The 12650-nt window shown below is 64.1% G+C and carries 7 protein-coding genes; 5 read left to right on the top strand and 2 right to left on the bottom strand.

Annotated features, from left to right (window positions below):
* Positions 1-17: 17 nt before the first annotated feature.
* A complete protein-coding gene (locus MF607_RS05655; protein ID WP_242116596.1) occupies positions 18-1529 on the top strand; it encodes a replicative DNA helicase in 1512 nt (503 codons plus the stop codon).
* Positions 1530-1606: 77 nt separating this feature from the next.
* On the opposite strand, the gene MF607_RS05650 is transcribed toward MF607_RS05655, so the two are convergent.
* Positions 1607-5011, bottom strand: a complete 3405-nt coding sequence (locus MF607_RS05650; RefSeq protein WP_242116595.1) for a TonB-dependent receptor — start codon at positions 5009-5011, stop codon at positions 1607-1609.
* A 360-nt stretch (positions 5012-5371) separates the two neighbouring features.
* On the opposite strand from MF607_RS05650, the gene MF607_RS05645 reads away from it, so the two are divergent.
* From MF607_RS05645 to MF607_RS05630, 4 genes are read left to right on the top strand one after another with little or no spacing between them, the layout of a single operon-like run.
* On the top strand, positions 5372-6892 hold the full coding sequence (locus tag MF607_RS05645; protein WP_242116594.1) for a tryptophan halogenase family protein: 1521 nt from the start codon (positions 5372-5374) through the stop codon (positions 6890-6892).
* Positions 6893-6898: 6 nt separating this feature from the next.
* Positions 6899-8329, top strand: coding sequence for a tryptophan 7-halogenase (locus tag MF607_RS05640; RefSeq protein WP_242116593.1), 1431 nt, complete (start codon positions 6899-6901; stop codon positions 8327-8329).
* A complete protein-coding gene (locus tag MF607_RS05635) occupies positions 8326-9840 on the top strand; it encodes a tryptophan halogenase family protein (RefSeq protein WP_242116592.1) in 1515 nt (504 codons plus the stop codon). The genes MF607_RS05640 and MF607_RS05635 overlap by 4 nt, the downstream gene beginning before the upstream one ends.
* Entirely contained in the window at positions 9837-11348 is a 1512-nt protein-coding gene (locus MF607_RS05630) for a tryptophan halogenase family protein (protein WP_242116591.1), read from the top strand. Before MF607_RS05635 ends, MF607_RS05630 begins: the two co-directional genes overlap by 4 nt.
* 133 nt (positions 11349-11481) lie before the next feature.
* Here MF607_RS05630 and MF607_RS05625 read toward each other — a convergent pair whose 3' ends face one another.
* A complete protein-coding gene (locus MF607_RS05625; RefSeq protein WP_242116590.1) occupies positions 11482-12498 on the bottom strand; it encodes a cupin-like domain-containing protein in 1017 nt (338 codons plus the stop codon).
* Positions 12499-12650: the final 152 nt, after the last annotated feature.

Raw genomic sequence — 12650 nt, 5'->3', positions numbered from 1 at the left:
GTCTGGGACAAGGGGCGATGGCTACTGTTCACAGCATCGGCGGGGGTACTCCCCCGCAACCACCGCGCGTGCCCCACAATGTCGATGCGGAGGCGGCGCTGCTGGGCGCGATGCTGATCGACAACGGCCTGGCCGACGACATGGTCGAACGGCTGGATATCGAGCATTTCTACGATCCCGCCCATGCGCGCATCTTCGAACGGATCAGGGACGTCCGCCGCACCGGCATGATCGCCAGTCCGGTGACGCTGCGGCCGATGTTCGACAATGACGAATTGCTGGCGGCGCGCGGCGGCACCCAGTATCTGGTCGAGATCACCGGCAGCAACGCCAGCCTGATCGGTGCGCGGCAGTTCGCGCAGCAAATCTACGATCTTGCTCAGTTGCGCGCGCTGATCACCGTGGGCCGCACGCTGGTCGAAAACGCCACCGATACCTCGACCGAGGTCGACCCCAAGAAGCAGATCGAGGCGGCCGAGGAAGCGCTGTTCAAGGTCGCGGCGGAGGGGAACACGACCAACGCCGTCAAATCGTTCGCGCAGGCGACGACGATGGCGGTGCGCATGGCCGAACGCGCGATGAACTCGGGTGGCGGCCTGTCGGGCGTCACGACCGGCCTCGCATCGGTCAACGGCCGGATCGGCGGCATGCATCACAGCGATCTCATCATCCTTGCCGGCCGCCCCGGCATGGGGAAGACGTCGCTGGCGACCAACATCGCCTTCAACGCCGCGCAACGTTATATGGACGACCAGCGCGCCGGCATGGAAAAGGGCAAGTCGGTCGGCGCGAAGGTCGCGTTCTTTTCGCTCGAAATGTCCGCCGATCAGCTCGCGACGCGCATCATGGCCGAGCAGGCGGAAATCAGTTCCGAAGCCTTGCGCATGGGCAAGATCCGCAAGGAGGACTTTACCCGCCTCGCCAATGCCGCCGCCGATCTGGAACAGCTGCCGCTCTATATCGACGATACCGCCGGCCTGTCGATTTCGGGCCTGCACACCCGCGTCCGCCGATTGCAGCGCAAGCTGGACGGTGAGCTCGGCTTGGTCGTGGTTGACTATCTGCAGCTCCTGCAGGGATCGGGCAAAGGCAGCGACAACCGCGTGCAGGAAATCTCCGAGATTTCGCGCGGATTGAAGACACTGGCCAAAGATATCGGCGTGCCGGTGATGGCGCTGTCGCAGTTGTCGCGTGCCGTCGAGCAGCGCGAGGACAAACGGCCGCAGCTGTCCGACCTTCGCGAATCGGGGTCGATCGAACAGGACGCCGACATGGTCTGGTTCGTGTATCGCGAAGACTATTATGTCGCGGCCAAGGAGCCGAAACGCCCGCGCGACGGCGACGATGCGAAGGTGTTCGAGGACCATGCCAAATGGGCGATGGATATGGAACGTGTCTACGGCCTCGCCGAGCTCATCATCGCTAAGCAGCGGCATGGTGCGACCGGCAAGGTGACGCTGAAGTTCGAGCCGCAGATCACCAAGTTCAGCGACTATGCCGGCGGCGGGTTCAGCGGGCTGGACGAATAGCCGGTCGGTCCTGGCCGGCAAAAAAAGGGGGGAGGCGCCGGTGGCACCTCCCCCGATTTGTTTGCGGTGTCCCCGTATCAGATGCGGAACAGCGCGCCGATCACGATACGGCGATCGTTCAGGAAGCTGAACCGGTCGTAGCGCTGACCATCACCGTCGATGATGCCGTACGCCTTGCTCTTCGTATCGAGGATGTTGGCGATCGACCCGCGCAGCTGAAGGTTGCCGATGTTGAACTTCAGCGATGCGTCGAGGAAGCCCGCGTCTTCGGCGAAGATCGGGTTGCCGGTCACATAGTCGCGATAGGTCAGCAGGTAGGACGAGCGCCAGTTATAGGCGAGACGCGCTTCGACCACCTTGTCCTGATAGATCGCGACCGCGTTGGCGATATGCTTGGACTGGCCGAGCAGATCGCTGACACCCCAGCGGAACACCTGCGTCACGTCGTCCGGTACGCCGTCGCCATTGGCATCGGCACCGTTGCCAGGCGGCGTCGTGTTGGCATCGATGAAGGTGTAGTTGGCCTGTACGCCCAGATGCTTGAGCGGTCCCGGCAGGAAGTCGAAGAACTGCTGATAGCCGACCTCGACGCCCTTCACCGTCGCCTTCGCCTGATTGACCGGGCCGTTATAGATGATGTTCAGCGTCTTGCCGTCGAGCGTCGTCGTCCCCAGCGACAGGTCGCCGTTGGTGATGATGTTCGACAGCTTTTTGTAGAAGCCGGCGACCGACAGATAACCGCCCTTGAAATACCATTCGTACGACAGGTCGAAATTGTCGGCGGTGGTCGGCTTCAGGAACGGGTTGCCGCGGCTGACGCGGATTTCGCTGGCGGAAATATCCACCGCACCACGATCCACGCCGAACAACGGGTCGTTCTGGTCGGTAATCTGCTGATACCGGGTGCTGGTAGTCGTGACGACATATTCCTGCGAAGCGCGCAGATCCTGTACGTTCGGCCGGCTCAGCCCCTTGCTGTAGCCGAAGCGGAACAGCATCTCGCGGTTGAGATTGAACTTCATGTTGAAGGACGGCAGCCACTTTTCGTCGACCAGGTTGAGCGTGGTCGGGATCGCGGCCTGTTCCGAATATGCGACCGCCTGCGGTGCGAAGTCGCGGATATCGTCGCGGCTTTCGGCATCGTCGGTACGCAGCCGGCGGCCGGTCGTCGGATCGAACGTGTATTGGCAGCCCGTCTGTCCCGCGCCGCCGGCCGGATTACAGGACGGCAGGTCGGGGTTGAACGGGCGGAATGCCTGGAAGCCCGACGATTGCAGTTCGGTGCGGACGTAGCGCACACCGACATTGCCGTCGATCGACATGCCGCCGTCGAAGTCATGTTTGAAATCGATGCGGACATAGGCGTTCTTCGTCCGCTCGGTGATGTCGGACGTATCCTCGGGACGATAGACGCCCTGACCGAAACGCGTGCCGTCATCGATCCCGCGCGGGACCCAGCTGCCCAGCGTCGCCAACTGAGGTTCGCTGGCGAGATATTTGCGATAGGCGGAATAGTCGTTGAGAATATCGCTATTCACGAACACGAATGCCGTGTTGCTACCCGGAATGACGCCGTCGCCACGGAAGAAGTTCTTGAACTCGACCGCTTCGAAGCCCTTGTTCGGGTTCTGGAACGTGCCGGCGATACCATAGCCGCCCGCCCATGCCGGAGCGATCGCGCCCCAGTTGAGCGCCATTTCCGAATTGACCTGGCTGCGTTCGGCGAAACGTGCGCCGAACTTCACGCTGTCGAACCAGCCGGCAAGCCCGTCGCCACCCGACACGTCGTAGCTGACGTCGCCACGCAGCGAATAGAGGTCGCCTTCGCCGTTCTGGAACTGATCGGCGGCATACTGGAAATTGGCGCCATTGAAGTCGGCCGAGTTCGTCGGCGACGGGATGTAGACGCCGGGCGCGTTGATGAACCCGTTGGAATTGGTGATTGGGTCACGATCACCAGTAAACCGAGTGTTGCTAGGATTGAAGCGGTGCGCGGGGTCAATGAAGAATTCGACCCGTGGATGGTCAAGGTCCGGCTTCACTGAATAATTGAAGTAGCTGTTCATGCCACCCCAAATCTGGCGCTGCCGCGCGTCAGCCTTAGTATACTGTCCGTCGACCGTGATGAACAGCCGTTCGGAGGCGTTCCATTTCAGGTTAAGGCTGAAGTCTTCGGTGGTCGCCTCTTCCTGCTTGCCCACGCCGAGCATGCCGATGTCACGACCGCGCGCACCGGTCCACGAATCATTGTTGCTGGTGACCAAGCCTGATTCCATCAAGCCGCCGCGGACCGGATACAGGTTTTCGCAATCGCCGGGGGCGACCGGACGCCCGCCCGGACCACTGCACAATGGCAGTCCGTTCGAACCCCAGTTCTTATCCAACTGCATGTTCTGCACGCCGATCTGCACGCCGCCATTATGATCGGGGAACCATTCCAGCGTGTCTTCGATGCTGTTGATCTTGCTTTCGACGCGAATGTACTTGAACGTCGCCTGCAGACCGTCGTTACGCCACTGCAACGCGCCGTAATAGCTGATACGGTCGCGATCGAATTCGGTGTTGCGGAACTGGAAGCCGGGCGTGATGCCGACGATGCGCGACGGATCGGCACCGTTGAACTCGTTCAACCGGTTATCGTCGTTGAAGTTGCCGGTTTCTGGCACGTTGCCGTTGGCATCGAGCACACGCGGGATCGGCGGGCTCTGCTGCCAGCCGTTGATCCGCGAGTCGAGCCGCGACCGCGAATAGGAGCCGAGAATGCCGAATTCGCCGATGCCCGTGTTCCAGCGCTTGCCGGCGGTGATGCTCGCCTGCGGCGACCACTTCTCGCGCAAGTCGGAATAGGTACCGTCGACCGAGATGACGAACAGGTCCTTCTTGCTGTCGAACGGTTCGAGCGTGCGCAGGTTGATCGTGCCGCCGATACCGCCTTCGATCAGGTCGGCGCTCTGGTTCTTGTAGACGTCAACGCCGCCGACCAGTTCGGGCGGAATGCTGGAGAAGTCGAGCGCACGACCGCCATTCGCCGAGAAGGCGTCGCGGCCGTTGAATTCGGAGCGGACGAAACCGAGACCGCGCACAAGGTTGCCGCGACCTTCAGGCGAGGGGAAGTCGGGGCTGCCGCCGTTGGTCGGGAAGCGCGAGATGGTGACGCCCGGAATACGACCGATCGCTTCGGCGACCGACAGATCGGGCAGCGTCGCAATGTCCGACGCGGTGATCGAATCGACGAAGGTCGACGACCGGCGCTTGATCTCCTTTGCCGATTCAAGCGCGGCGCGGATGCCGGTAACGACGATTTCACCTTCGGGCGTCGCGTCCTGCGCATCGGCCAGCGGCGTCGGCACCTTTTCATCCGGCGGCGTGATGGCGGTCTGGGCAAAGGCGGCTGCCGGCGACAATGCCAAGGTCAACGCCGACGTCGCCATCAGCAACCGCTTGGCCGAGCGCGACGGATACGCGAGTACGTGCATCTTCATCAATCTATCCCCTCCCTGTAGCGACGTCTGTTCGCGCCGCCCGGCGTTATGTGTGCGCGATCCTTGCTGCTCGTTTCTCGTTTTTCGATACGATACGGCTGGCAATGGTGCGGCAACAATCGGGTGCATAACTGATCTGATTTACCCCTACAAGATAGCGGTAACATATTTAGCCGACATCGTTGACAATTGTCCGGGCCGGGCGTTTTGATGGTAGATCAAGTAACATTACGTACGTAATTATTGCTGCATTGCAACGCGTTAACGATGTGGTTGCGGAAATGCTTGTGCAGTGCGAACGATGTTGTCGGAGAAGGGCGTTTCCATGACTAAACACGCCGATGACGGGCTGAAAACGGCATGACTGCCATCGCCGAGATCGAACGGGTCTGCATCGTCGGCGGCGGTACCGCCGGCTGGATGACCGCTGCTGCGCTTGCGAACAGGCTGCACGGTCTGGGCGTCCGGGTGCAGCTGATCGAATCGGACGAAATTGGGACGGTTGGGGTCGGTGAAGCGACGCTGCCGCATATCCGCGCGTTCAATACGACGCTGGGTATCGCCGAATCGGATCTAATGCGCGCGACCGAAGCCACGTACAAACTGGGCATCGAATTTTGCGACTGGGGTCGAATCGGCGACCGCTATATTCACCCGTTCGGCAATTACGGGCCGACCGACGACGGCATCCCCTTTTATCATCAATGGCTGCGGCTGCGCGAACAGGGGGATACGACCCGGCTCGACGAATATTCCTTTCCGGTCATCGCCGCTGAGAACAACCGCTTCCGCCATCCCGGCAGCGATGTGCGTAACGTCGAATCGAGCTTCGGCTATGCCTATCAGTTCGACGCCTCGCTCTATGCCCGCTTCCTGCGGCGTTATGCCGAAGCGCGTGGCGTTGAGCGGGTCGAGGGCAAGGTGGTCGACGTCGCGCTCGACGGGGAGCGTGGACATGTCCGCGACGTGACGCTGGCCGACGGACGGGTGGTACAGGCCGACCTGTTCGTCGACTGTTCGGGCTTTCGCGGGCTGTTGATCGAAGGGGCGTTGCAGTCGGGCTATGACGACTGGAGCAACTGGCTGCCGTGCAACCGCGCGGTCGCCGTGCCGACCGACAGTCGCGGACCACTCGGCCCCTATACGCGCGCGACGGCGCGGACGGCGGGGTGGCAATGGCGGATTCCGTTGCAGCACCGGGTCGGCAACGGGCATGTCTATTGCAGCAGCTTCATCTCCGACGACGATGCGCAGGCGCAACTGGTCGCCAATCTCGACGCGCCGATGCAGGCCGAGCCGCGGCGGCTGCGCTTCACGACCGGACGCCGCCGCGATTTCTGGAAACGCAACGTCGTCGCGATCGGGCTGGCCAGCGGGTTTCTGGAGCCGCTCGAATCGACGTCGATCCACCTGATTCAGGACGGCATCACCGAGTTGCTGGCGCTGTTCCCGACGCGTCACTTCGATCCGGGCGATATCGACGAGTATAATCGGCGGATGGCGCTGCACTTCGAACGGGTGCGCGACTTCCTGCTGCTGCACTATGTCGCGACCGAGCGGGAGGATAGCGAGATGTGGCGCCATTTCCGCGCGCTGACCCTGCCCGACAGTTTGCAGGCGAAGATCGATGCGTGGCTGACGCGCGGCTATGTCGTACCCTATCAGTTCGGGTTGTTCCTGCCGCCCAGCTGGGTTGCGGTGATGCTCGGGCAGAGGCTGATGCCGAAGGGATATGATCCGCGCGTGCTCGCGCAGGACGATGCGACGATCGCGGCGCGCGCGGCGGCGCTGCGCGGGGCGGTGGCGCAGGCGGTGCAGGCGACCCCCGACCATGCCGACTATATCCGCCGATCGCCGGCCGCGGCCGGTCTGGCGGCTTGAAGGACGATGATGCAGGGGTTCGAAACGTCCGCACCGGTCGGACGCATATTGGTGGGCGGCAGCGGTCTGGCGGCCGAGATGACGGTCGCGGCGCTGGCGGCGCATTTGCCGCCCCACGTCGCGATCCTGCGCGTCGATGCCGGCGATCAGCGGGGCAGCGACCTGTTCTATGGCAGCGTCACCGCGCCGTCGGCCTATGCCTTCAACCTGTCGGTCGGGGTCGATGAACGCCGGCTGATCCTAGACAGCGATACGAGCTTTTCGTGGGGGACGCGCTATGCCGATTGGGGCGGGCGCGGGTGGATGCAGGGGTTTGCGCTGCCGTTTCCGGTGATCGACGGCGTACAGTTGCACCAGTATCTGACGCTCGTCGCGGCGGACGGGATCGCGCCCTATGTCGCCGGCGTGCAGGCGGCGCGGCGCGGCGTGTTCGTCCATCCGCCGCGCGAGGGCGATGGCCAGCATCCGCTGGCGCGCGCCGAATATGGCTATCAGTTCGATCCCGCCGACTATGCGGCGCTGTTCGCGGCGGCGGTTCCGGCGGGGCGGGTCGAGCGGGTTGCGGGGTCGGTTGTCGGTGTCGACGTCGCGGAGGGCGTGATCGCGGGCGTGCGGCTGGACGATGGCGGTCTGGTGCGCGCGGACCTCTATGTCGATTGCAGCGGTCCGGCGGCATTGCTGCTGTCGGCATTGGCATCCGACTGGCAGGGCGATCGCCGGATCGGCATCACCGTCGAGGATCGGGCCAGCGCCGACGAAGCTCCTTTACGCACCGTGCGTGTCTCGCCCGAGGGGTGGCAGAGCGAGACGCCGTTGAAAGGGCGCGTGCGGCATATCCGGGTTTCGACGGCAGGGGCGGTGGAAGCCACGACCGGTCGCCGGTCGCGGGGCTGGGTCGGCAATTGCGTCGGTATCGGACAGGCGGTGGCGATGGTCGAGCCGTTGACGCCGGCACCGATGATGCTGCTGGAACGCGATATCGAACGGCTGCTGACGCTGATCCCTGTGCGGCACGACATGGGCGTAGAGGCGTGCGAATATGACCGGCGCTTTGCCGACGATCATGACCATGTCGATCTGTTCCAGCGCGCCTTCTTCACTGCCGACGGCCTGCCCGACGGCCCCTATTGGCAGGCGGCGAAGGCACGGGCGGTTCCCGAAAAGCTGGCGCGCAAGCTGGGCATGTTCGCCGAACGCGGGGTGCTGGTCGCCTATGACCTCGAACCCTTCCATCCGGAGGACTGGACGATCCTGCACATGGGAATGGGGCTGCGACCGGCGCGCCACGACCGGCTGGCCGATCGTGCCGATCCGGCGCGGGTGCGGCAGTTCCTGATGAAGATGGCAGGCGATATCGAAGCGGCGGTCGCGAAGCTGCCGCCGGCGCGGATCTATCGTGCGCAACTCGAACAATATCTCAAGCGGGGAATGGTATGAGCGCGCCGCTGTTGCGCCGGATCGTGATCGTCGGCGGCGGGTCGGCGGGGTGGATGACCGCCGCCGCGCTGTCGAGCCTGCTTGATCCGAAGGACGTCGCGATCACCCTGGTCGAATCGGATGCGATCGGCACGGTCGGGGTGGGCGAGGCGACGATCCCCGACATACTGAACTTCAACCGGATGCTCGGCGTGGACGAGGCCGAGTTCATGGCCGCGACGCAGGCGACGTTCAAGCTGGGCATCGAGTTCGTCGATTGGGGCGCGAAGGGCGAACGTTACGTCCATCCGTTCGGCCAGCATGGCGTCGACATGCAGGGCATCGATTTCCATCAATATTGGCTGCGCGCCCGCGAACATGGCGCGCCGCAACCGATCGAGGACTATAGCCTGTGCGCGGTGGCGGCGCGGGCGGGCAAGTTCGTCCTGCCCGATCCCGATCCGCGCTCGGTGCTGTCGCATATCCGCTATGCCTATCATTTCGACGCGACGCTCTATGCGCGGTTCCTGCGGCGCTATGCCGAGAAGCGCGGCGTGGTCCGGGTCGAGGGCATTGTCGGTGTGGTCGGGCAGGGTGGCGATGGCGCGATCACCGGGCTGACATTGGGCGACGGGCGGGTGGTCGAGGGGGATTTCTTCTTCGACTGCACCGGCTTCCGGTCGCTGCTTGCCGGGGAAACGCTGGGCAGTGGCTTCGTCGACTGGAACCACTGGCTGCCGTGCGACACCGCGCTGGCGGTGCCGAGCGAACATGCCGGGCCGCCGACACCCTATACCCGCGCGACCGCGCGCGATGCCGGCTGGCAATGGCGCATTCCGACGCAGCGCCGGGTCGGCAACGGTCATATTTTTTCGAGCGCGTTCACGACCGAGGAAGCGGCAAGCGCGACGCTGCTTGCCAATCTCGATGCGCCCGCGCTCGCCGAACCGCGCCGTATCCGGTTCAGGGCGGGGTGTCGGGAGCGTTTCTGGTCGGGCAACTGCATCGCGATCGGGCTGGCGGCCGGGTTTCTGGAGCCGCTAGAATCGACGTCGATCTATCTGATCCAGGAAGGGATCAGCCGGTTCATCTCGCTCTTCCCGCGCGGCGACATGCCCGACATTCTGCGCACCGAATATAATCGCCACATGCGCACCGAATTCGAACAGGTGCGCGACTTCATCATCCTGCATTACGCAGCGACCGCGCGCGACGACACGCCATTCTGGAACCATTGCCGGACCATGACCCTGCCCGATACGCTGCTCCACAAGATCGAACTGTTCCGCGAAACCGGGCGGGTGTTCCGCTACAATGACGAACTGTTCACCCGGCCGAGCTGGGTCGCGGTGATGCTGGGGCAGGGGGTCGTGCCGAAATCGTCCGATCCGATCGTCGCGACGCTGCCCGAAGCGGATGTCGCGCGAAGCCTGACGTCGATGCGCGAGGCGATGGCGGCGGCGGTGGCGCGGATGCCGACCCATAGCGACTTCCTTGCCCGCTACTGCCCGGCACAGGCGATGGCGGCATGAGCGAGGCGAACATTCGCAGCATCGTCATCGTCGGCGGCGGCACGGCGGGGTGGATGGCGGCGGCGGCGCTTTCGCACATGCTGGCGGGCAGCGGCATGACGATCCGCGTCGTCAAATCCGAAGCGATCGGCACGGTCGGCGTCGGCGAGGCGACGATCCCGCATATCCAGTATTTCAACCGGCTGCTAGGGATCGACGAGGACGACTTTGTCCGCCGGACCTGCGCGACGTTCAAGCTGGGCATCGAATTCGTCGACTGGGGCCGGATCGGCGAGCGCTATATCCATCCCTTCGGCACCTATGGGCAGGAGATGGAGGGCATCCATTTCCACCATTTCTGGTACCGCCATGCCCAGGCCGGGCGCGCGTTGCCGCTGGATCGATACAGCATCGGCGTGGGCGCGGCGCGGGCGGGCAAGTTCATGCGGCCCGACCCGTCGCGGCGCGGATCGCCGCTGGCCGGCATCAGCTATGCGTTCCAGTTCGACGCCGCGCTCTACGCCAAATATCTCCGCGAACGTGCCGAAGCGGCGGGCGTGGTGCGGACCGAAGGGCGAATCGTCGACGTCGCGCTGAACGGCGCGAACGGCCATGTCGATCATGTCGTACTCGACGATGGTAGCAACGTCGCGGGCGACCTGTTCATCGACTGCTCGGGCTTTCGCGGACTGTTGATCGAGGGGGCGCTGAACGCCGGTTACGACGACTGGCGCGAATGGTTGTCGTGTGACCGCGCGGTGGCGCGGCCGTGCGCGCGGGTGGGCGATCCGACACCGTACACGCGCGCGACCGCGACCAGCGTCGGGTGGCGCTGGCGCATTCCGCTCCAGTCGCGCACCGGCAACGGGCATGTCTATTGTTCGGACTATGTCGATGACCACACCGCGCTCGCCATGCTCGACGAAGGACTGGACGGTGCGCCGCTGGCCGGGCCGAACTTCCTGCGCTTCACGGCGGGGGTGCGGCGCAAGGCGTGGGACCGGAATGTCGTGGCGCTGGGACTGGCGGCGGGGTTTCTCGAACCGCTCGAATCGACCTCGATACACCTGATCCAGACCGGCATCGCCCGGCTGCTGACCAACTTCCCCGACCGTTCGTTCAACCAGCCCGATATCGATTATTACAACCGGCGGACGCGGCTGGAATATGAACAGGTCCGCGACTTTCTGATCCTGCATTACAAGGCGACGGCGCGCGACGACAGCCCGTTCTGGCGCCGCTGTCGCGACATGGCGATCCCGGCGTCGCTGGAGGAACGCATCGCGATCTTCCGGGAGAATGCGCGGCTCTATCGCCACGACAATGAATTGTTCAGCGAGACGAGCTGGCTGGCGGTGCTGCACGGGCAGAATATCCACCCGAAGCGGCATCACCCGATCGCAGACATATTGTCCGAGGAGGAGCTCGACCGGCGCATGACCCATATTGCCGGGGCGATGGATGCCGGGGTGCGGGCGATGCCCGACCATATGGCGTTCATCGACCGGTTTTGTCGCAGTCCGTCCTAGCGTCTGATCCAGCCAAGCGGAAACGTCGCCCCAGCGAAGGCTGGGGCCTCGTGCGGCTCTTGCCCCGCGCCATCACCGGAAGATCCCAGCCCGCGCTGGGATGACGCGCGTTGCAGTCCGGGCGTGCCGGCATTTACCGACGCAAGTCGTCGATCAGATAATGCTTCACCCGCTGCGCCATGTCGGGCGTCATCTCGCCCAGTGCCCCGCGACCGGCGGGGGGCAGGTGGGTGACGGCGTCATGGCCGGCGCCGAAGACATAATGGTCGAACCACGTCCGCCATACGTCGCGCTCGCGCTCGGGCAGGTCGCGGATGCTCATCACCGCATGCATCAATGTGCGGAACGGGGAGCCCTGCCAATGGCGCGGCGACAGGTCCCACCAATAGTTGGTGAGCACGTTGACCGGCGACAGTCCCTCCACCTGGTGCCACCACATATAGGGGATGTAGATCGCGTCACCGGGTTCCAGTTCGGCCTCGAGCGCGGTTTCCAGCGCATCGGCATAGCGCGGATAGCGGTCGAGATCGGGGTTGCGAAGATCGACCATGCTGACCGGCGGCCCGGCAAAGGTGAAGTCGAACGGCCCGACATAGAGGTTGCGGACCTGTTCGGGCGGAAACAGGGTGAAGCGCCGCCGCCCGCCGACGACCACCGCGATATTTTCCGACATGTCGAAATGGGTCGACACCGTCACCCGGTTGCCGATCCACAGCCGCGCGACCGCGCCCGGGCCGGTGATGCCGAGCACATTGTCGCGTGCGAAATCGGGACAGTTTTCGGCGATCGGCACTGCGCCGGCGTAGAAGGCCGGCGGCTGTTCCTCGTCTCGCGCGCGCATCAGCACGTGGAGCAATTCGGCGATCGGCGCGATGCGCTGTTGATAGTTCAATCCGCGCAGGTCGTTGCTGTACCAGAATCGCCCGTTGATCTGCGGCGGCCCCAGAAAGGCGGGCACCGGTTTGCCGAGGTCGGTCGCCTCGATATAGTCGCTGAGCGCCGCGTCCGACTGCCGCGCTGCCTCCACCGCCGGCCACGACGCGGCGATGCCGCGCAGTACCGCTGGCTGGCGCAGCGGGACGATGTCCGCCTCGAACCGTTGGCGATCGACATCGTGCCATTCGCGGATCGGCTGAAAACTGCGCGTCATATCGAAAAGCCTGCCTTACCGTCCGGCACCCACGCGCCGGATGTAACAGCCTGTAAATGGCCGGTTTGCGGAAGTCGATGATATCGCGTCTTTACACCGCGCGTCGACCTACCTAGCGTTGCCCACAAATTAGCAGACAAAACTGCGGAGGG

This window comes from Sphingomonas lacusdianchii (assembly GCF_022664395.1).
Classification (GTDB): Bacteria; Pseudomonadota; Alphaproteobacteria; order Sphingomonadales; family Sphingomonadaceae; genus Sphingomonas; species Sphingomonas lacusdianchii.
This window is presented reverse-complemented; position numbering and strand designations above follow the sequence as displayed.

Coding starts and splice junctions, on each gene's coding strand:
- MF607_RS05655 (WP_242116596.1), top strand. CDS start 18: ATGGCTACTGTTCACAGCATCGGCGGGGGTACTCCCCCGCAACCACCG.
- MF607_RS05650 (WP_242116595.1), bottom strand. CDS start 5,011: ATGAAGATGCACGTACTCGCGTATCCGTCGCGCTCGGCCAAGCGGTTG.
- MF607_RS05645 (WP_242116594.1), top strand. CDS start 5,372: ATGACTGCCATCGCCGAGATCGAACGGGTCTGCATCGTCGGCGGCGGT.
- MF607_RS05640 (WP_242116593.1), top strand. CDS start 6,899: ATGATGCAGGGGTTCGAAACGTCCGCACCGGTCGGACGCATATTGGTG.
- MF607_RS05635 (WP_242116592.1), top strand. CDS start 8,326: ATGAGCGCGCCGCTGTTGCGCCGGATCGTGATCGTCGGCGGCGGGTCG.
- MF607_RS05630 (WP_242116591.1), top strand. CDS start 9,837: ATGAGCGAGGCGAACATTCGCAGCATCGTCATCGTCGGCGGCGGCACG.
- MF607_RS05625 (WP_242116590.1), bottom strand. CDS start 12,498: ATGACGCGCAGTTTTCAGCCGATCCGCGAATGGCACGATGTCGATCGC.